Genomic DNA, 19429 nt, shown 5'->3' on the forward strand with positions numbered 1-19429 from the left:
ATAACCATGTGACGCTCAAACCATTTAAAGTCTAAAGAAGGAGAGTTGTTTCTTTTGTTCTTCAGCAAGAACAGATAACTCTTGGCTGGCTTGTGTGCTCTGGTTGATACCGAGTACGTTTTGATTGACCAGATCGAGCATGATATTCACGTTTTTGCTAATGTCCTGTGTGACGCAAGATTGCTGTTCAGCGGCTGTCGCCACTTGTGCATTCATGTTGTTTAGCGTTGAAACCAAGCTTGTAATTCCTGTGACGGCTTCATTCGCTTGCTGGTTAAGGTTCAGGTTGCTCTCAAGCGAGGTGAGGCAACTTTCCATATTCTCGTTTGCAAGAGTCGATTGCTGCTGCAACTTTTCAATAATGGTTTGGATCTGCAATGTTGATTCATGAGTTCTACCAGCAAGCATTCGTACTTCGTCGGCAACGACGGCGAAACCACGACCATGTTCTCCGGCTCGAGCTGCTTCAATGGCAGCATTCAATGCCAGCAAATTGGTTTGCTCGGAAATTGCCGTGATGACATCCACGATGTTGTTTATGTGCTCAGACTGCTCTTTCAACTCAAGAACCACATTGGCCGCTTGATTGAGGCTCTCACCCATCTCTTTATTTGCATCTTGGCTTTGCGAAAATATGTTCAAACTGTCTTGAGCCAATGTACCTGTTTGCTCTGCGGTGTCATCTGCGGACGTTGCGTTTTGGCTGACGTTATCTGCAGTGCTAGCCAACTCGGTGATTGCTGCTGCAATTTGTTCGATTTCATGGAGCTCTTGTGTTGCGTTGCCTTCCGATTGATCCATAACGCTAACAAGTTCGGTAGATGCTGCCGCAACGTCTTCGCTTATTCTCACAAGCGAGGTAATGGTCGAACTTAATTGATGAAGCGTGCGATTCAAATCTTTACCAAGTAGGCCAATTTCATTGTTACCATCTTGGTCGAATCGGATACTCAAATCGCCATCTGCCACATTTTTAACAACGTGCTGGAGGTGAAGTATCGGTTTTACTATCACTGTCGATAACCATATCGCGATAGTGATGGAGACAATGAAGATCAGCATGACACCGATAATGGCATCAGACTCAATCTCATCCATCTGTGCTGCGTTGTTTCTTTCCTGTTGTTGGATATAGGCTTGGACCGCCTGACTCAGGTCGTCGACGCGATCGATAATGTTACTGCCATGGCCACTTATTTGGTCGATTTGAGATTCAGAGATAGAAGATGAATGATTGGCAATGGTGATTGCGATTGAATAGTATTTTTCAAACTCTTTATTGACGCTCTCTATTTCTGATTCAAATTGATTTACTGAGCTCAGCTCTGCCATCAATACGGGTAAATCTATCTTTGCTTGCTCAATTTGTTCCAGATATTCATTCCGCTTATCCACATTATAAATTGCGTAGATGGTTTGGATGCGTAATGGAAATATCAGTTCATCGATGGAGTCTAAAGCTTCGTTATAGTCAATCATCTGGCTTGTTTGAGCTGCCACATCTTCTTGTTCACCATCTAACTTACTTTTTGTTATCCATAGCGTGATGAACAATACGATTGCGAATAAAATGACCGGCAGCAAGATCTGCAATCGAATAGAAATGTTATTTAACTTGATCTTCATGGTTTCGTCCTTTTCTTAGAACTTCTTTGGTTTAAACCTTTATCGCCTAAGATGGAATGAACATGAGTTAAGTTTTATTAAAGTTCATTAAATGACGTTATTTATTATGGTATGGCATCTGAAAAAATATTTTGTTCTACATTAACCAATTGAAAATAAAGTACAAGATATATATTTATTATTATGCTTCCATATTTTTTGTCTATAGGTTCTCAAAATATTCTAGAATTTATAGACAAGGTGGGGGAATTGCTTAAACTTACTTGTGCGGGATTGATAATATTTCAGTTTCAAATAGGTGAAAACATGGAAAATCACAACAATTCAAGTATTTGGTTTACTCTCGATTATAAAATTTCATTCTTCTTCCCAGTTAAGTAATCTTTTCTGCACGTCCTGTGCATATAACTTATTGATTTTAATTTGTTGATTTTAAATATCTCTTCATATTAAAGAAAGTTCTATCAATGAGTTTCTATCAATTTGTTTCATATTGATTCTCAATAGTTATCTTTGAAATATATTTCAAAGATTATCTTGTTGATCAAAATTAATTATTTCCTTGGTTTTTAAATTAAATAACCGAGGTGGAAAAGTATTGCTTAAATATTAGGAAATGAATAATGGAAAACTTTAAACACCTGCCTGAACCTTTTCGTATTCGCGTTGTTGAACCAGTAAAACGTACAACGCGCGAATATCGTGAACAAGCGATCTTAAAAGCGGGGATGAACCCGTTTCTACTCGACAGCGAAGATGTGTTTATTGATTTGCTTACCGACAGTGGTACCGGTGCTATCACTCAAGAGATGCAGGCAGCAATGCTCAGAGGTGATGAGGCATACAGTGGTAGCCGCAGTTACTACGCATTGGCAGATGCTGTTAAAGATATTTTTGGTTATCAACATACCATCCCAACGCACCAGGGCCGTGGCGCAGAGCAGATTTACATTCCTGTACTGATCAAAAAACGTGAAAAAGAAAAAGGCCTTGATCGCACTAAGATGGTGGCGCTATCAAATTACTTCTTTGATACCACACAAGGGCATACTCAAATCAACTGCTGCGTTGCCAAAAACGTTTATACCGAAGACGCGTTTGATACCGGCGTCAGCGCAGACTTTAAAGGTAACTTTGACTTAGAGAAGCTAGAACATGCGATCTTAGAAACGGGCGCAGAAAACGTGCCGTATATTGTGAGCACCATCACCTGTAACTCGTCGGGTGGTCAACCGGTTTCTATTGCAAACTTGAAAGCGGTGTACGAAATTGCCCAGCGTTACGATATTCCAGTGATCATGGACTCTGCCCGTTTTGCTGAAAATGCCTACTTTATTCAGCAGCGTGAGCCGGGTTATCAGAATTGGAGTATTGAGCAGATCACGCGTGAAAGCTACAAGTACGCAGATGCGCTTGCCATGTCAGCGAAAAAAGATGCCATGGTGCAAATGGGCGGCCTGCTTTGCTTTAAAGATGACAGCATGCTTGATGTGTATAACGAGTGTCGCACGTTGTGTGTGGTTCAAGAAGGCTTCCCAACTTATGGTGGTTTAGAAGGCGGCGCAATGGAGCGTTTAGCGGTTGGTTTATACGATGGTATGCGCCAAGAGTGGTTGGCTTATCGTATTAGTCAGGTGCAATATCTGGTAGATGGCTTAGAAGCCATTGGTGTGGTTTGCCAGCAAGCGGGTGGACACGCAGCGTTTGTTGATGCGGGTAAACTACTACCACATATCCCAGCTGAACAGTTCCCAGCACATGCACTGGCGTGTGAGTTGTATAAGGTTGCGGGTATTCGCGCAGTTGAAATTGGCTCACTGCTACTTGGGCGTGATCCCGCTACGGGCAAACAGATGCCTTGTCCGGCAGAATTAATGCGTTTAACCATTCCACGTGCGACCTACACGCAAACCCACATGGATTTCATCATTGAAGCTTTCGGGCACGTTAAAGCCAATGCAGAAAATGTGAAAGGGTTGGACTTCACCTACGAACCAGAAGTGCTTCGCCACTTTACCGCGCGTCTAAAAGAAGTCGACAGCGAATAAACCTTTATTGAACGCAGCTCTATTTGAGCTGCGTTTTTTTGGCCTGTTCCAAACTATCGATAAAAAAGCTAATAACGTGAACTTAATTTAGAGATTATAACTATGACAACCAAACCTTCCTTACTCGGGGGGGCCTGTATCATTGCTAGTGTCTGTGTTGGCGCTGGTATGTTGGGCCTACCAAGTGCGGGGGCTGGTGCGTGGACAATGTGGTCCATGTTTGCCATTACCCTGACGATGATAATAATGACCATTTCTGGTTGGATGTTACTTGAAGCTTTTAAACACTACGATCTTCGAGTCTCATTCAATACCGTAACCAAAGATATGTTGGGCGATAAGGTCAACATGTTTAACAACCTGACAGTCTACTTTGTTGGCGGCATCCTGCTGTACGCATACATCACTTCTTCTGGCCTTATTTTGCAAGATCTGCTGGATATCGATAGCAAAGTTGCGTCTGTTCTTTTTGTGGCGGTGTTTTCCATATTCGTTTGGCATTCAACTCATGCTGTGGATCGTATCTCAGTGGTATTAATTGCCTTTATGGTGCTGAGTTTTATTTTTGGTGTTTCCGGGCTTGCCATTAACGTCAATACCTCGGTGCTGTTGGATACCATTAACCCCAATGGCGAATACGCCCCTTATGCGATGGCGATGCTTCCCGTTGCTTTAACGTCTTTTGGCTATCACCATTCGGTGTCTTCAATGCGTGCTTATTATGGTGAAGAGCGTCGCGCCAAGAAGGCGATTCTAGGTGGAACCATCATTGCTCTAGGACTCTATTTCCTATGGATGGTGAGTATTTTTGGCAATTTGCCTCGTGAAAGCTTTGGTCCTGTGATTGAGCAAGGCGGTAATGTAGACGCGTTACTTATGGCGTTGGATTCAGTGATTGAGTCAGAGACGGTTGAGCGTGCGATTAATGCCTTTTCAATGGCAGCGATTCTCTCATCCTTCATTGGTGTGGGCCTTGGGGTGTTTGATTTCTTAGCCGATCTGTTCAAATTTGAAAACTGCAAAAAAGGGCGTTCTAAAACGTGGTTGGTGACGTTTATTCCACCACTGGTGCTTTCAATTTTGTTCCCATTTGGTTTTGTGATTGCCATCGGTTACGCCGGCGCAGCTGCCACTGTTTGGGCATGCATCATTCCTGCGCTATTAGTGCTGAAGTCTCGCTCAAAAGAAAACGGGAGTGAAGGGTTTGTTGTACCCGGCGGCCAATTGATGGTCGGCGTGGTGATTTTATTTGGTGTGCTTACCGCCGCCTTCCATTTCATGGCAATGGTCAACCTATTGCCAGCGTTTACCGGTTAACTTTTAAGGAACTAAGATGACAACGATCAACACAGAAAATGCACCCGCCGCAATTGGACCGTACATACAAGGTGTGAGCCTCGCCAATATGGTGATCACATCAGGTCAGTTGCCGCTTGACCCAGAAACAAAACAGATGCCCGAAGAGGTGGCTGAACAAACAACTCGTTCATTACTTAATGCCTTGGCGATTGTCGAAGAAGCGGGTCTTAGCATTCATCACTTTGCGAAAACCACGGTGTTTGTGAAAGATCTCAATGAGTTTACGGTGATCAACCAAGCTTATCAGGCGTTCTTTGAACAGCGCGGCGCCAAATTCCCTGCACGTTCATGTGTGGAAGTAGCGCGCTTACCGATGGATGCGAGAGTAGAAATTGAAGTGATTGCGTTTAAATAACGTAAGTTTAAGCCGGGTTTTGCCCGGCTTTCCACTTTTAATGAAGACATACCCACAACGCCGCCAGAGCAACCACGCTGGCCACCCATAAGTTTCTCACCATCATTTTGCGATGAAATACTTGTCCTTGAGTCGCAATCTCCGTTTTTCTTTTGACGATCTGATTGAGGAAAAACCACAACGCAATCAGCAATAACCCAAATTGCAGCATTGAGAGCGTACCGACTTTGATCAGCAGCATGGTGCCAGTGGTCATCACAAGGGCGCTACGCGTCCAGGCAAGCTGGGTGCGTTCTCGTTGAAGACCGGGATCGCGCTCCACGCTGTGTGCTTTCATAAGGCTAAATACCCGATGAGAATCGCAAAGCTGATGACTACAAGAGTCATTGCCAGTAGGCTTTTACTGTATTTAAACGGTGCTTCAAGTCGCATCGCTTTTTCATTCTGATACCAACGTAGAAATGCCCAAGTGGCTGTTGCTAAGGCTATACCTGCTAGCCCGGGTGTTAACCATTCTGCGTGGCGTAATATCGGAGAGTCATGAGTGGCACTTAGTAAATCAATACCGATGGATGTGGCGAGAAAAGCAAGCGCAGTGCGTATCCACGCGAGAAACGTACGCTCATTCGCAAGAGAGAATCGGTAGTCTGGGTCTTTACCCATTTTCATGGTTCTAAATTCCTTATTGCTGAATTTTACGGATGGAATCCAGTGCTTTATGCATGCTAGTACAACCAGTCATGGTGTTGAGTTTAAAGAACAGAATGTCAAAGGCGATCATCTGCAATAACTGAGGTGTGACCATGCCAAGTTGAGTGTGGTTTTCTGTGTAGCTGTAGGGAATGACAAAATCAGACACTTGAGCGACCTTGCCTTTGCCATAACGCGTCAGTGAAATCACTTTTGCACCATTTTCACGTGCTTTTTCAATCGCGGTCAGCACTTCTTGGGTATTACCACGTGCAGAAACGACCAATAATACATCATTGGCTTTCAGTAATGAGGCTTGGACGATCTGAGTATGGTAATCCTGATTAAACTGAACATTGAAGCCTGAGCGGATCAGCTTGTGGTTAATATCAGCAGCGACAAGAGCTGATGAACCGATACCTGCAAGTAGAATCTTATTTGCACTCAACATGATATCGGCGCACTGTTCGATGGTCTCAGCATCGATAAGGCTGAGAGACTGATCGATCGTATTGGTAAACAGATGCTTGGATTTCTCGATGATTTGCTTCGCAGAATCATCAGCACCAATTTCCGCATAAATGGTTGATTTGGTGCCGGAATTCATGTGTGGTGACAGCGCAGCAAGCTTGAGTTTGAGATCTGGAAACCCGCTACAACCAAGACTCTTAGCATACCGAATAACGGAAGAATCACTGATCCCAAGCGCGGCCCCGACTTTGGTCGCGCTTTGCGTTGAGAGGTCGAAATCATGCTCAATAATAAACTGGGAAATTTTTTGCTCATTACTGTTCGCTGAGTGAGCAAGTGTCTTAACTTTATTGATGATGCTATTCATTGACGCCTCAGTAAGTGAAAAATCCGTCGTATCTTGATGATACGACGGATGATATTAACGACTTTGCGCAGGCTTTTCGACTGGATCTGTAAATCCTAATAGCATGGAGGCAATAAAACCCACCACCCATGCACAGACGACTGCGAGTAAGAAGGATGGAATTTGGCCTTCTCCGACGAGTGGGATCAAGGACAATCCTGCTGTACCAAATGGAATGATAATGCCGATTTTAAATGCCGCCATCATCGCGCCGCCAGCAAAGCCGCCAATACAGCCTGCAATGAATGTTTTACCCAGTGGTAATGAAACCCCAAACAGCAGCGGTTCACCGACACCAAGGATCCCGACAGGCAAAGCACCCGCAATAGTTTTTTTCAAACGTTCGTTCTTAGATTTAAGGTACACATAAGCCGCTGCGCCAACTTGTCCCATGCCACCCATTGCCAAAATTGGGAATAAGTAGTTCAGGCCAAATGTGTCCAAAATCTGTGCATGGATAGGAATGAGGCCTTGGTGAAGACCGGTGAGCAACAAAAATAGGAAGCCGCCACCCAACACACCTCCAACAGCCACTGAGCCAGCAGACTCATTGAGCAAGGCAACAGAAACCAGATTACCTAACCAAACATTCACCGCATGAGCGATAGGTTGCAAGATAAATAGGGCAACGGCTGAGGATACAAGAATAGTAACAGTTGGAGTAAAGATAAGATCAAGGCTCTCTTTACAATGGCTGCGGAACCAGAGTTCAAACTTTGATGAGAAGACGCACACAAGCAACACGGCAAACATACCGCCACCGCCAGGAACTAATGCGTTACCAAAGAGCTCGATATTAGCCAGTCCGGGTGCGGCCAAGACTGCAGCCATCACGGCGCCAATTGCTGGAGAAGCTTGCAGTTCTTTCGCCGTGTTCATGCCGATCATCACGGATAATACCGCAAATACCGCTTTTCCGACGACGGTAAACAAGGCAAAAATATCAGGATGAGTCGCGACAAGTTCAGGTGCCAATAGTTTGAAAATATTGACCATACCGAGCACCAAACCACAGCCGATGAGTGCCGGGATCGTCGGGACGAAAATCGCTGCTAAGGTGTTGAGTGCACGGCGGATTGAAAATGGTTGCGCTTGGGGTGTCGCCTGTGGTTCTGGTTCGACACCACTGCCTTTCATTCGTTTATTCAGAACGCCAGTGACTTTCGCCGCGGTCCCCATGCCGACAATGATCTGGTACTGCTCGCCGGCATCAACCACGCCCTTGATTCCATCAAGACTGCGCAGCGCTTCCATATCAAACAAGCTGCGATCTTTAAGTACGAGGCGTACTCGGGTCATGCAGTTTGTCAGAGTCGCTACGTTATCAAAACCGCCGATGTGTTTTTCAATGTGATCGGCAATAACTTCGAGATGTTCTATCTTATTTGCCATGTTATTTTCCTTGCAGTAACTGCTGTTTCAGGGGTTGGAAAGGTTGCGCAGCAAGCGCGAGTGCAGCGGAAGGCGACATATCCAATGTGTGCAGCAACACAGCAGCACGAACATTGTAATTGACGGCTTCCAATAGGGCTTCAGCCGTTGCCTCTTCAACTTCACAAATTTGACAAACCATGTGTTGGGCGCGAATGCGTAATTTTTCGTTTGACGCTTTCACATCTACCATCAGATTGCCGTGTATCTTACCGAGCTGGTGCATGACGGCTGTGCTGATCATGCCGAGCAGCATTTTCTGGGCGGAACCACTCTTCATTCGTGTTGAACCTGCAAGCACCTCCGCGCCAACATCGGGGGCGATTGACACGTCTGCATTCTGCGAAATCAAACTCGGCCCGCGAGTGCTCAGTGCAATGGTTTTAGCACCAACTTGTTGCGCGTATTTGAGGGCTGAGAGGACAAACGGAGTTCGACCACTGGCTGCGATACCGACAACAATATCTTTGGAGTTGAGTTCGCGATTGGCAAGCTCAAGAGGGGCTGACTCAATGCAGTCTTCAATGTTTTCGACAGCAGACAACATTGCTTCTAAGCCGCCGGCAATGATGGCTTGAACTAAAGAAGGATCGGTTCCAAATGTAGGGGGACACTCGGCTGAGTCCAGTACACCTAGTCGGCCACTGGTTCCAGCGCCAACATAAAACAGACGGCCCCCGAGTTTGATCTGTTGAGCAATTAAGCTCACGGCATCTGCCACGTTTGGCAATACAGCTCGGATGGAATACGCCACCGAGGCATCGTGTTCATTGAGTAAACTCAGCACATCGTGCAAAGGCAATTCAGATAGATTGGTGGTTTCTGGGTTTTGCTCTTTGTTGATGGTGGAGGACAACTCACTCATAAAATCTCTCCGTTGATATTCGACATTATTAAAATATACAAATGTCGAATATCGACAATAATAATGTCATCAATTCGGGAAATTCGTCACATAAAATGCTGTTTCATTTTTCGGACTTAGCGGTCTGAATCGAATGTTGTGAAGTGCGTCTTAAATATGAAGCGTTTTACATTGTATTGATATTGATGAAACAACTTACTGATTATATGAGAGACACACGATCATATTAGCGAATTACACTAAGTTAGGTGTTTCATGCAGCAAATTAATCTCAATGGGGAGTGGGAGCTCAGTTCTCTCCAAAGTCCCCACATTCAGCATCCTATGATGATTCCTGGAGACCACTACTCGGCGCTGTTACAAGCAGGAGAGATTGTGCCACCATATTACGGATGTAATGAGGCGGATGTTCAATGGGTACGGGAGTGTGACTGGCGTATTTCGCGCAGCTTTACTGTGTCTCCCCAAACTTTACAGGCAAATGCTTGCTTGCTGACACTGTCGAGAGTCGACACCGTTGTTTCAGTATCGATCAATGGGCAGCCCGTTTTTGAGTGTTCAAATCAGTTTCGGCGCTATCAGAAAGACATTAAATCTTGGCTTTGCTTAGGGGAGAATGTCATTGAGATCACGTTTTACCGAGCGGATGAAGAAGCGCGAAAACGAGCGGAAAAGCTGCCGTTTCCGATTCCATCTGCCATGGGGAACAATCAGATCCCGCACATGAATACATTGCGCAAAACGCAGTGCCATTCTGGGTGGGATTGGGGTATTTGCCTGATGGTGTCTGGCATTTACGATCCCATTGCACTGGATTGTGTTGATAAGGTGCACATTGAACAAGTCAGTACAGAGCAACATTGGCATCTGGATGGTTCCGTTGAGGTGGTGGTCGATGTGGAATGTCGCTGTTGGCAAGCATCGGATTTGCGTGTGGAGTTTGCCGATCAAATACAAAGCGCGAGAGTGAGCCAAAGTGGCACGGAGCGTTTTCGTTTTACAGTGGCTGAGCCAAGACGCTGGTGGCCCGCAGGCTACGGTGAGCAGTATCTTTATCCTTTGGCGGTTGCGTGTGATGGTCAGGTGGTGGAAAAACAACTCGGTTTACGCCAACTGGTGCTCAATACTGCTGAAGATGACATTGGTTCGGCTATGGAGTTTGTGGTGAACGGTTTCCCTATTGTGGCCAAAGGTGCCAACTGGATTCCTCTCGATGCCATGCTGTCCCGAGAATCGCGCAAACGCTATCGAGAACTACTTGAAAGTGCTGTTGCTGCCAACATGAATATGATCCGAGTGTGGGGCGGCGGCCAATATGAAAGTGACGAGTTTTATCAATTATGTGATGAACTTGGGCTATTGGTATGGCAAGACATGATGTTCGCCTGCTCTCTTTATCCGTCAACAGACGACTTTGTGGCAGATGTTGAACTGGAGCTGCAAGATCAGCTAAAACGGTTAAAAGACCATGCCTGTATTGCACTTTGGTGTGGTGACAATGAAGTCATTGGTGCCATTGGTTGGTATGACGAATCCAAACACAACAAAGTGAAATATACCGTGAACTACGATCGGTTAAATCGCCGTATTGCGGATGTTGTGGCGCAAGAAGACAGCCGCCGTACTTTTTGGCCAAGTTCACCGTGCAATGGAGATTTGGATTTCGGTGATGCATGGCATGATGACAATCGAGGAGACATGCATTTCTGGGATGTGTGGCACTCTGGGAAGTCGTTTGATGCTTATCGTCAGGTTAACCCAAGATTCTGCTCTGAATTTGGTTATCAATCATGGCCGTCTCTGGCTGAAGTGAAACAGTTCGTCCCTGAACAAGATTGGAATGTCACTTCACCCACCTTCGAATACCACCAGAAAAATCCGCGTGGTAATAGCATCATCACGGAAATGTTTACGCGTTATTTCAAGTTCCCGGCGGGGTTCGAGCAGATGTTGTATCTGAGCCAAGTTCAACAAGCCATTGCGATTAAAACGGCGTGTGATCATTGGCGCGCGATTTCTCCGGTATGCCGTGGGATGTTATTTTGGCAGCTCAACGATAATTGGCCTGTGAGTTCGTGGTCGAGCATTGAATACAGTGGTCGTTGGAAGCAGCTTCACTACCATGCGAAACGCTTCTTCTCACCGGTTTATTTGCCCTTTGAACTGACGGAAACGCAGCTTCAATTGCGACTTGTGAATGATCTCAACCAAGAGCAATCAGTCACTGGCACTTTGGTATGGATGAGCTGGCAAGGGGAGACATTAGCGGCGTGGCCGATTGATTGTGTTGCAGAGCCCGACAGCAACATTATGGTGTGGCATATGGCGCGTGAAGAGGCGATGGCAACATCAGATAAAGGCTTCTTTTATCTGAAAACAGAGCATGGTTCGACTGTACTTGAAAATACCTGGATGGCGGCTTCAAACTGGAAGTCGGTCCCTATCGCCAAAGCGAAAATCAAGATGGAGATTGACGGAGATCGAATTCGACTTTCCACAGATAAACCTGCCTTCTTTGTCCATTTAGAGTGCGATGTGGATGGCCGCTTTAGTGATTCCAGCATGACTTTGTTGCCGGGTGAGCCCATTGATATCACCTTCCATGGTAATCCTCGATTTGCTGAGTCGCTACGACTGTATCAATTGGCCGATATCTGCTAACACGCGATGGTATAACTGTGCGTATTTGGCCTGTTTAGTGACAGGCCAATTTTATTTGGAATACCCTCTATTCCAAATTTACATTGAGCTTGGGTTACCTTAGCTAAGTTGTTCAAAACTTAGGTAAACCACTATGCCTGCAAAATCTTCTTCAGTGCAGCTTTCTGGACATCGGTTTACAGGGATGATGAAACGCATTGGCTCGTTTTCAATTAAATCAATTTGTCTCGTTGGCGTTTTATTTGTCGCGTCTTGGCTATTTTCTCGGCTTGGGAAAGTGCATGGCAAGTCATTGCCCGAAAGCTACTTTTCTGATGGTTATCCAACCATTTTGACCTTGCTGGACTCAGAATTTTTCATGGGCTTCATTGCTTGTGTCACTCTCGCGATTGTCGTGTATGTGTTGTATCTGCTGTGGCAATTGCATGAAGTGGCGGTGCATAAAGCGAAAGAGATGTCTTCTGCCCATACGCAAATTGTTTTTGCTCTATCACTTTGTGGTCTATTCATCGACAAAGCATGGTGGGTGCTTGCCATTATTATCGCTTTCACCCGTTGGGATGTGGTGGCAAATAGTTTGTCGAGCATCATTCGTAATGGTCTGAATAAAATCAACAAGGCGCAGGAGTAAATCACGATGAAAGAGATCATGCTACCGTATATTTTGCTGTGTTGGGTTTTGGTGAAAACCGGTTTTGTTCAGTGGACGCTACGTAATGCGACAGTGATGATCGGGCTAGGCGGTTTTTTGGCTTTCATGCTGTTTACGGCGCATCGCTTTTGGTCTCCGGCTGACTTAACCGACAGTACAACTGTCAAAGCGCCACACGCGGTGCTAAGTCCATTAGTTGGTCAAGAAGTGGAACAAGTGCTTGTGACTCACAACCAACATGTGAAGCAAGGCGATCTGATTTACGTGCTCAAATCGGAGGATACCGATTCTCAAGTGCGTGGGTTACAAGCACAAAAATTAGCGGCTGAAGCTGAGATTGTCGCCCTAAAACATCAAATCGATAACGACAAGCGAACCTTAGCCCGCTTAGAAAAGTTGAATGACTTTGCTCAGGAGCAGCAACGTGATGACGCTCGCACGCGTATTGAGTCCAATAATGCCAAGGTGGCGGCTGTGTTTGCCCAGATCAAATCGATTGAAGCACAGATAGCGACAGCGGAATGGCAAAATGAACGACGTGAAATCCGCGCGCCATTTGATGGGCAGGTTTCCATTGCAAACATCGCGGAAGGAACGCGTGTGGGGAACATGCATCTGTACAACACATCGAAAAAGTTTGTTGAAATGCGCATTGCGGATCAAACCTATGCCAACATTCAGCCGGGACAATTTGCAGAGTTTTATGTGGATGCGTATCCGGGAGAGATCTTTCGTGGCCGGGTTCATAGCTTAACGGCTGGTACGGGGGAAGCACGTGTTTCCGTGGTCAATGGCAGCCAACATGTGCGTCAACATGTTGGGAATAATCAAGGGAGCCATGGGCGAACAGTGATCATCGAATTTGAAGAGCCTGAAGGGTACAACGTGCCGATAGGAGCCACAGGCTCTGGCTGGATTTCTGCCAGCAAACCACATGCAGCACTCGGCTTTATGGATATTATTGGCGCCGCGACGGTTCGATTGAAGGCCTATAAAGCGTATCTATCAGCACTGTAAGCATTGGGGTGGAAAGGCATTATTTAATAATATGCCTTTCCACCATTTCCTGTAGTAAAGCACTCAACCATAGGATCTTGCCGGACTGGCGGCGAGAGGCTTTGATGATAAGCGCGCTGTCCATATTCAGGGTTTGTTTAGCATCGTGGTTTAAATGCGGCTCATAACGCAAGGTAAAACAATCGTCCATCAACTGGTTCATGAGCTGATAGTTATCGACACAGATCGTCGCTTCAATGGAAGGATCGAGCTTTTTAAAGTGATCTTCGTGTTCGTTTAATCCCGCCACAATGTATTTAACGTATTCACCGCTTAAGTTGCCGTTAAAGTGACCGCTACCAGTGTGAAGCCGTTTTTGATAGAGCGTCTGTGGCTTATCACCCAAAATATGAACGCCCACATCCACTTCTTCATCAAGCAGCATCTGTTCACTACCGTGGTGCCATTGTCTGAGCTCAATGATGGCGTTGGACTGTTCTCGTATGGCGCGGATCAGCGGTTTACCCATTTCAATAAGGAAAGGTTCGACAATATGCAGCGTGATTTTTTCAACTTGCATCGGGTCAAACTTTTCTGGCTCAAGAGAAAGGGAGACCTGCTCTAGCGCACCGCGTAGCTTACTTTCAATGGCCATCGCATAGCTGGTGGGGACAAGCTGAGTTTGACTGCGAACAAACAGCGGATCGTTGAGATCATCACGCAGCTGTGCCAACGTTTTGGAAACGTACGACTGTGAACGTCCGAGTTTTTGCGCGGCCCGCTGAGTAGAACGGGTGTCCATCAAGCTAATAAAAACATGTAATGCGTTGAGATCTTTCATCTTATTCCTGAAGCATGATTGGGAAAGCTAAATTCCAAGGGTACGGAAAACTGGATACATACACGCCCCATAAGTATTAAGAGATACGCCGACACGCGTTGCTGAAATCTGAGCAACTGGATAGTCACGTTGGAAGAGCTTCCAACTGGCTTCTATGTTCATTTCCTTGATAATGGCATTGCTTAAATGGGGCGGACATTGGCCGCCGAAAATGACGCAGTCAGGATCCAACCAACCGATGGTCAGAACGATTAATGGTTTAAGATAATAGGCTGTCTCTTTTACCCAATCACTGACGATAGGATGTGAAGAATCTGGAATATCGGCCGGAGACTGGCAATCGATGCCTGATTGGTCAAGCGATTGCATCAGCTTTCTAACGGTTGGCCTCTTTTCATCGCCGATAATTGTGTAATAGGTGCCAATCTCACCGGCATTCAAGCGGCTGCCACGATAAAGCTGACCATTGACGATGGCACCTCCCCCAACCCCATGGCCGATTTCGATCAGTACCATATTTTTCACTTCTGGCCAGCAACCGGAGTAAAACTCACCCACAACGGCCGCATTACAGTCGTTGTCTATCCACACTGGCCAGTCGAAAAACTCACCAAACTTCTCTGTGAGAGGTTCGGCTCGCCAGTGTGCTAGTGGCTGGATGGTATGTATAGTTTTACCATCTCCATTGGCTGGACCGGGCATGGATACGCCAATCCCGAGAACCCGTGCTCGGTGCAGCTTGTGTTTATCAATCAAGCCTTGAATGAGTCCATGAATGCTCGTTAACACTTCCTCGATGGGGGAGGCTTCTTTGTAGGGGATGTTGACTTGCTCTAACACTTCACCACAAAAGTTAGACAACCCAATTTCAATGCGTTGGATTTGAAATGAAACGCCGAATGAGAATGCACCATAAGGGTTCAGCTCTAAAGGAATGATGGGTTGGCCTCGGCCAATCCGTTCTCTTTGTCCTTCCCGAATTAGGTTCATTGCCAATAGCTCTTTTGAAAGGCTGGTGACACTCCCACTTCTTAAACCTGTCAATTCAACTATTTTGGCTCTGGAGACAGAGCCATGCTGACGGCAGGTTGCCAAAAGCTTTTTTTGTCCGGGTGTAAGTTCTAGTTGAACGGGTTTGATTGGCTGTAACATGCACGTTTCCTTAGATGGGCTCCATTCCTGCCTTTTTGATCATGGCAACAAGCATATCAATATCATCATGGCTTAGCATGTCAATTAATCCTTTGCTGATCCAGTCAGTTATTTCACTTTCTACATCATAGCCATAATAGTCATTGAACCACTGCGCGGTATTAACGTCATCCCCCTTGTTAGGAAGAAACAAACGTGTTGTGAGTCCAGCTGATTTGTAACTTCTCAATACTTCCTCTGTTGTGAAGGGGTATTCCACGCAGACGCTGTCCGCATTGGACGTTTGCACAGCGCTCAACTGGTCAAGATAACGCGCTAAGGTCACGACTTGGATTGACTGCTCTGGCAGTAGCACTTTGACTTTATTGATCAGAGAGTGGTCAAACCCGAGCAAAATAGTGTGGTCTATCGCGCCCGGCTTACGCCTCATTATTTGGGTGTATGTCTCAGCAAATTCTTGGTGTCTACGTCGCTGTTTCGCTTCAACCACTAAACCAACACCATGTTGGATTGCCCAGTCGAGCACCTCTTCATAGGTCGGGATCTGAGTACCAGAAAATTCAGCAGAAAACCAACCGCCTAAATCAAGTTGTCGCAGCTGTTTTAGTGTCATTTGTTCAACATAACCTGTGCCGTTTGAAGTCCGGTCGACACTAGGATCATGTATCACCACGATGTGTTGATCGCTGGTCATTGCGATATCAATTTCGATACATCGCGCTCCCTTATTAAACGCGCCTTGAAAGGCAGGCATGGTATTTTCTGGATAAAACAGACAATCGCCTCGGTGAGGGTTGACGAGCACTTGCCCAGATTTTGCTACATTGAAATTAAAAGACATATCTTCTTAACCTACTTTATTTAAACTTTATAAAAAAGGATAACTTAGATTAGTCGTAATTGTGTTTTTGTGTCAACTGATAAAAGTTGAAATAAAAATAGATTTAAAAACAATTGGTTATATTTTCTCTGGTGATCAATGTATGATTTTTTAGTTTAAAATGTCATCAATTATTGATGTTGAAATAAACCGGAGGTATGTTTTTATAAAATAATGCTTTCAAGGAAAGGTTAATCAATGAATGTATTAGAGCTACGGTCAATCACAAAGAAATACGGTGACTTCTATGCATCAGAAGATGTCTCTTTTAGTGTGAAAAAAGGGGAGTTTGTCACCCTGCTTGGACCTAGTGGCTGTGGTAAAACCACACTACTCAAAATGATCGGGGGCTTTTATGAACCTAGTGAAGGTGACATTTTCATTAGTGGGAACAATGTGACTAAAGTCCCGCCAGAGCACAGAGAGACGGCGATGTGTTTTCAGTCTTACGCACTGTTTCCTCATTTGAGTGTGTCTCACAACATTTGCTTTGGCCTTGAGCAACAAAAGATGGATAAAAGAGAACAGCAGCAACGGCTGATAGAAATTCTCCATCAAGTGGGTTTGAAAGAACATAAAGATAAGCTGCCCGCTCAGCTGTCGGGTGGGCAGCAACAACGCGTTGCGTTAGCACGTGCCATGGTGACACGTCCTGAAATCATTCTTTTCGATGAGCCACTCTCTAACTTGGATGCAAAAATGCGTGAAGGCGTTCGCTTTGAAATAAAAGAACTACAGCGACGCCACAATTTGACCTCGATTTACGTAACCCACGATCAAGCAGAAGCATTGGCAATGAGTGACCGGATCATTGTGCTTAATCAGGGCAAAATTGAGCAAGTAGGTACACCTGAAGACATTTATTTTCGTCCAACGAGCCGCTTTGTTGCTGACTTTATTGGGGCGGCTAACCTGCATACCGCATTTGTCGAGCCCGCATCGGAAGCGGATTCTTATGTCGTGACCTGTGATATGGGAGAGTTTTCGATACGTTCGGATACCAAACCAAGAGGGAACAACATTCATATTTGCTGGCGTCCTGAGGATGTCACAGTCTGTGCTAAAGATGCGCCAAACAGTTTTGCGATGAAGGTGTGCTCGGTTGCGTTTCAAGGTGATTCTTTAAATGTCTTCGGCTGGGTAGGGGCGCTGAATGAGCACAAGATTAGAGTGCAATTAGCGGGCAGACTTTCAGTAAAAGAAGGGGACATACTGCATATTCAATTACCTGAATACGGTATTCGTTTCTTGGAAGAGGTCACCGTATGAATTTAAAACCGTACTTACTGATCATCCCCGGGGTGGGGACCATTGTTGTGTTGATGGGCAGTGCATTGTATGTCGTTGTAGCACAGAGTTTTGGCTTGTTTCAGATGTCGGGTGAATCAGAATTTACCCTGCGCCATTGGACGACGACATTGAGTGACCCCATTTTATGGCGCTCAGTCGGCTATTCCCTGCGCACTTCGATTCTTGGGACCTTAGGGGCGGTGACCTTTGCTTATCCCATTGCACTGTGGTTACAAAAAGATATCCCAGCAAAGCCTGCCGTGATCGGGATGTTGCGTGCGCCGATGTTTGTCCCGGGACTGGTTGCTGCGTTTTTGCTGATGAACGTGATTGCTTATCACGGCATTTTTAACGAGTTGCTCATCCTATTAGGCATTATCGACAAACCGATGCGTTTAACCAATGATGAATTTGGTTGGAGCATCATTGTTCTGCAAATATGGAAGAACTTACCTTTTGCTCTGATTCTGATCACAGGTTCCATTGCTAGTATTCGTACTGATCTCATGGATGCTGCGCTTGATTTGGGTGCGACGCGTTGGTCTCGCTTTCGTAGCGTAGTGTTCCCTTTGACGATTCCGGCATTACAAGCCACGTCTATTTTGGTGTTTATTGGAGCACTGGGAGATTTCTCATTCGCGGCCGTTGCCGGCTCTCGCAGCAGCTATTCCTTGTCTATGTTGATGAATATTACAGCCCTTCAGTATTACGAGTGGGAAAGCTCCGCGGTGATCGCTATGGTCATCATGCTGTTGGCTGCGTTTTCTGCGGTTGTGCTTACAGCAATCACCAAACCTTTTGCAACTCGCAAGAAGCCGATCGTTGAGTGGGAGAAAGAGTCATGAAGTATTTGATGTCAAAACCGCGCTCTAATGCCCGTTTGGTCATGATGATCTCCATTGCTTTTTTTGTCATCGTGAACGTTATTTGGCTAGGTATTCCTTTTGCAATGGCTATTCTGTGGTCAGTGGTGGACCCAGACCATCCTTGGAGCTATCCCGATATTTTCCCCCAAGTGCTCTCTCTTGGCCGCTGGGTGGAGGTATGGACAACTACATCATTGCCTGAGGCATTGAAAAATAGCTATACCCTAGCTCCTGCCGTGGCATTGCTGACGGTGACATTAGCACTACCAACCGCTTATGCGTTTGGCCGAATGGAATTTCGCGGCAAGAAGATTGCTGAAATGGTCTCCCTGTTACCTATGGTGATGCCATCCATGATTTTGGCGGTGTTCTTTAGTTCAATGTTACTTGAGCTAGGACTGACCAATCCATATTTCAATATCGTTATTGCTCATACCGTATTGGCACTGCCGTATGCGATTCGAATTTTATCCGCTGGTTTTAATGCAATTCCTCAAGATCTCATTGATGCCTGTGCTGATATGGGGGCTGGTAAATGGGGAACATTTAAGCACGCTTTTTTACCCATGCTTAAACCCAGCCTACTTGCTTCAACCATTTTCTGTCTGGTGATCAGTATTGAAGAGTTCAATATGGCTTTCGTACTGGGAGCACCTGACTTTATTACCGTTCCGACGATTTTGTATTCGTTTTTAGGCTATTCCTTTATTCGGCCAGACGCCGCTGTTGTGTCGCTGATCTTAGTGATTCCTAATGTGTTACTGATGCTGGTGATCGAACGGTTGCTGAAAGGAAACTATCTATCTCAATCAACTGGGAAGGCATAGTTAAAAGGAGATA

General features: G+C 45.6%; 19 protein-coding genes. 10 read left to right on the forward strand and 9 right to left on the reverse strand.

From position 1 onward, the window contains the following. Nucleotides 1–24: 24 nt before the first annotated feature. A complete protein-coding gene (locus tag ACQEXS_RS08695; protein WP_427013537.1) occupies nt 25–1626 on the reverse strand; it encodes a methyl-accepting chemotaxis protein in 1602 nt (533 codons plus the stop codon). Between the two features lie 306 nt (nt 1627–1932). Between ACQEXS_RS08695 and tnaC the strand changes: the two genes are divergently transcribed. From tnaC to ACQEXS_RS08715, 4 genes are all read left to right on the forward strand, one after another. Then, on the forward strand, nt 1933–2007 hold the full coding sequence (gene tnaC / locus ACQEXS_RS08700; protein WP_367990682.1) for a tryptophanase leader peptide: 75 nt from the start codon (nt 1933–1935) through the stop codon (nt 2005–2007). 242 nt (nt 2008–2249) lie between these two features. Next, entirely contained in the window at nt 2250–3674 is a 1425-nt protein-coding gene (tnaA, locus tag ACQEXS_RS08705; protein WP_427013538.1) for a tryptophanase, read from the forward strand. 102 nt (nt 3675–3776) lie between these two features. Continuing rightward, nucleotides 3777–4991 carry an aromatic amino acid transporter gene (locus ACQEXS_RS08710; protein WP_367989315.1) on the forward strand — a complete coding sequence of 405 codons (1215 nt, stop codon included), beginning with the start codon at nt 3777–3779 and terminating at the stop codon, nt 4989–4991. A gap of 16 nt (nt 4992–5007) precedes the next feature. Then, nucleotides 5008–5388 (forward strand): Rid family detoxifying hydrolase, encoded by a 381-nt coding sequence (locus ACQEXS_RS08715; RefSeq protein ID WP_427010455.1) that lies wholly within the window; start codon nt 5008–5010, stop codon nt 5386–5388. 37 nt (nt 5389–5425) lie between these two features. On the opposite strand, the gene ACQEXS_RS08720 is transcribed toward ACQEXS_RS08715, so the two are convergent. From ACQEXS_RS08720 to murQ, 5 genes are read right to left on the reverse strand one after another with little or no spacing between them, the layout of a single operon-like run. Further along, nucleotides 5426–5725 carry a DUF202 domain-containing protein gene (locus ACQEXS_RS08720; protein WP_367989317.1) on the reverse strand — a complete coding sequence of 100 codons (300 nt, stop codon included), beginning with the start codon at nt 5723–5725 and terminating at the stop codon, nt 5426–5428. Beyond that, nucleotides 5722–6057 carry a YidH family protein gene (locus ACQEXS_RS08725; RefSeq protein ID WP_367989318.1) on the reverse strand — a complete coding sequence of 112 codons (336 nt, stop codon included), beginning with the start codon at nt 6055–6057 and terminating at the stop codon, nt 5722–5724. Before ACQEXS_RS08725 ends, ACQEXS_RS08720 begins: the two co-directional genes overlap by 4 nt. A gap of 13 nt (nt 6058–6070) precedes the next feature. Further along, nucleotides 6071–6916: a MurR/RpiR family transcriptional regulator gene (locus ACQEXS_RS08730; RefSeq protein ID WP_427010453.1), complete on the reverse strand. Its 846-nt coding sequence runs from the start codon at nt 6914–6916 to the stop codon at nt 6071–6073. Nucleotides 6917–6970: 54 nt separating this feature from the next. After that, on the reverse strand, nt 6971–8347 hold the full coding sequence (locus ACQEXS_RS08735) for a PTS transporter subunit EIIC (protein WP_427013539.1): 1377 nt from the start codon (nt 8345–8347) through the stop codon (nt 6971–6973). 1 nt (nt 8348) lies between these two features. Further along, nucleotides 8349–9251, reverse strand: coding sequence for an N-acetylmuramic acid 6-phosphate etherase (gene murQ, locus ACQEXS_RS08740; RefSeq protein WP_427013540.1), 903 nt, complete (start codon nt 9249–9251; stop codon nt 8349–8351). Nucleotides 9252–9506: 255 nt separating this feature from the next. Here murQ and ACQEXS_RS08745 point away from each other — a divergent pair, with 255 nt between their 5' ends. From ACQEXS_RS08745 to ACQEXS_RS08755, 3 genes are all read left to right on the forward strand, one after another. Next, nucleotides 9507–11912 (forward strand): beta-mannosidase, encoded by a 2406-nt coding sequence (locus ACQEXS_RS08745; protein ID WP_427013541.1) that lies wholly within the window; start codon nt 9507–9509, stop codon nt 11910–11912. Nucleotides 11913–12099: 187 nt separating this feature from the next. Further along, nucleotides 12100–12543 carry a magnesium transporter gene (locus tag ACQEXS_RS08750; RefSeq protein WP_427013644.1) on the forward strand — a complete coding sequence of 148 codons (444 nt, stop codon included), beginning with the start codon at nt 12100–12102 and terminating at the stop codon, nt 12541–12543. A 6-nt stretch (nt 12544–12549) separates the two neighbouring features. Next, nucleotides 12550–13581: an HlyD family secretion protein gene (locus ACQEXS_RS08755; RefSeq protein WP_427013542.1), complete on the forward strand. Its 1032-nt coding sequence runs from the start codon at nt 12550–12552 to the stop codon at nt 13579–13581. A gap of 19 nt (nt 13582–13600) precedes the next feature. On the opposite strand, the gene ACQEXS_RS08760 is transcribed toward ACQEXS_RS08755, so the two are convergent. From ACQEXS_RS08760 to ACQEXS_RS08770, 3 genes are read right to left on the reverse strand one after another with little or no spacing between them, the layout of a single operon-like run. Further along, on the reverse strand, nt 13601–14401 hold the full coding sequence (locus ACQEXS_RS08760) for a LysR family transcriptional regulator (protein WP_427013543.1): 801 nt from the start codon (nt 14399–14401) through the stop codon (nt 13601–13603). A 27-nt stretch (nt 14402–14428) separates the two neighbouring features. After that, nucleotides 14429–15553, reverse strand: a complete 1125-nt coding sequence (locus ACQEXS_RS08765; RefSeq protein WP_427013544.1) for an ROK family transcriptional regulator — start codon at nt 15551–15553, stop codon at nt 14429–14431. A 10-nt stretch (nt 15554–15563) separates the two neighbouring features. Continuing rightward, complete coding sequence (locus ACQEXS_RS08770) at nt 15564–16394, reverse strand: glycerophosphodiester phosphodiesterase (protein ID WP_367989326.1); 831 nt, start codon at nt 16392–16394, stop codon at nt 15564–15566. Between the two features lie 237 nt (nt 16395–16631). Here ACQEXS_RS08770 and ACQEXS_RS08775 point away from each other — a divergent pair, with 237 nt between their 5' ends. Genes ACQEXS_RS08775 through ACQEXS_RS08785 form a run of 3 tightly spaced genes read left to right on the forward strand, consistent with a single transcriptional unit; the run spans nt 16632 to nt 19416 of the window. Beyond that, nucleotides 16632–17702, forward strand: a complete 1071-nt coding sequence (locus tag ACQEXS_RS08775) for an ABC transporter ATP-binding protein (RefSeq protein WP_427010445.1) — start codon at nt 16632–16634, stop codon at nt 17700–17702. Further along, nucleotides 17699–18568, forward strand: a complete 870-nt coding sequence (locus ACQEXS_RS08780; RefSeq protein WP_367989328.1) for an ABC transporter permease — start codon at nt 17699–17701, stop codon at nt 18566–18568. The genes ACQEXS_RS08775 and ACQEXS_RS08780 overlap by 4 nt, the downstream gene beginning before the upstream one ends. An 8-nt stretch (nt 18569–18576) precedes the next feature. Continuing rightward, nucleotides 18577–19416: an ABC transporter permease gene (locus ACQEXS_RS08785; RefSeq protein ID WP_367990687.1), complete on the forward strand. Its 840-nt coding sequence runs from the start codon at nt 18577–18579 to the stop codon at nt 19414–19416. The last annotated feature ends 13 nt before the right edge of the window (nt 19417–19429 follow it).

Origin of the sequence: Vibrio sp. TRT 17S01 (assembly GCF_050113695.1) — a bacterium.
In the GTDB taxonomy this organism is placed as follows: domain Bacteria; phylum Pseudomonadota; class Gammaproteobacteria; order Enterobacterales; family Vibrionaceae; genus Vibrio.

Coding starts and splice junctions, on each gene's coding strand:
- ACQEXS_RS08695 (WP_427013537.1), bottom strand. CDS start 1,626: ATGAAGATCAAGTTAAATAACATTTCTATTCGATTGCAGATCTTGCTG.
- tnaA (WP_427013538.1), top strand. CDS start 2,250: ATGGAAAACTTTAAACACCTGCCTGAACCTTTTCGTATTCGCGTTGTT.
- ACQEXS_RS08710 (WP_367989315.1), top strand. CDS start 3,777: ATGACAACCAAACCTTCCTTACTCGGGGGGGCCTGTATCATTGCTAGT.
- ACQEXS_RS08715 (WP_427010455.1), top strand. CDS start 5,008: ATGACAACGATCAACACAGAAAATGCACCCGCCGCAATTGGACCGTAC.
- ACQEXS_RS08720 (WP_367989317.1), bottom strand. CDS start 5,725: ATGAAAGCACACAGCGTGGAGCGCGATCCCGGTCTTCAACGAGAACGC.
- ACQEXS_RS08725 (WP_367989318.1), bottom strand. CDS start 6,057: ATGAAAATGGGTAAAGACCCAGACTACCGATTCTCTCTTGCGAATGAG.
- ACQEXS_RS08730 (WP_427010453.1), bottom strand. CDS start 6,916: ATGAATAGCATCATCAATAAAGTTAAGACACTTGCTCACTCAGCGAAC.
- ACQEXS_RS08735 (WP_427013539.1), bottom strand. CDS start 8,347: ATGGCAAATAAGATAGAACATCTCGAAGTTATTGCCGATCACATTGAA.
- murQ (WP_427013540.1), bottom strand. CDS start 9,251: ATGAGTGAGTTGTCCTCCACCATCAACAAAGAGCAAAACCCAGAAACC.
- ACQEXS_RS08745 (WP_427013541.1), top strand. CDS start 9,507: ATGCAGCAAATTAATCTCAATGGGGAGTGGGAGCTCAGTTCTCTCCAA.
- ACQEXS_RS08750 (WP_427013644.1), top strand. CDS start 12,100: ATGAAACGCATTGGCTCGTTTTCAATTAAATCAATTTGTCTCGTTGGC.
- ACQEXS_RS08755 (WP_427013542.1), top strand. CDS start 12,550: ATGAAAGAGATCATGCTACCGTATATTTTGCTGTGTTGGGTTTTGGTG.
- ACQEXS_RS08760 (WP_427013543.1), bottom strand. CDS start 14,401: ATGAAAGATCTCAACGCATTACATGTTTTTATTAGCTTGATGGACACC.
- ACQEXS_RS08765 (WP_427013544.1), bottom strand. CDS start 15,553: ATGTTACAGCCAATCAAACCCGTTCAACTAGAACTTACACCCGGACAA.
- ACQEXS_RS08770 (WP_367989326.1), bottom strand. CDS start 16,394: ATGTCTTTTAATTTCAATGTAGCAAAATCTGGGCAAGTGCTCGTCAAC.
- ACQEXS_RS08775 (WP_427010445.1), top strand. CDS start 16,632: ATGAATGTATTAGAGCTACGGTCAATCACAAAGAAATACGGTGACTTC.
- ACQEXS_RS08780 (WP_367989328.1), top strand. CDS start 17,699: ATGAATTTAAAACCGTACTTACTGATCATCCCCGGGGTGGGGACCATT.
- ACQEXS_RS08785 (WP_367990687.1), top strand. CDS start 18,577: ATGTCAAAACCGCGCTCTAATGCCCGTTTGGTCATGATGATCTCCATT.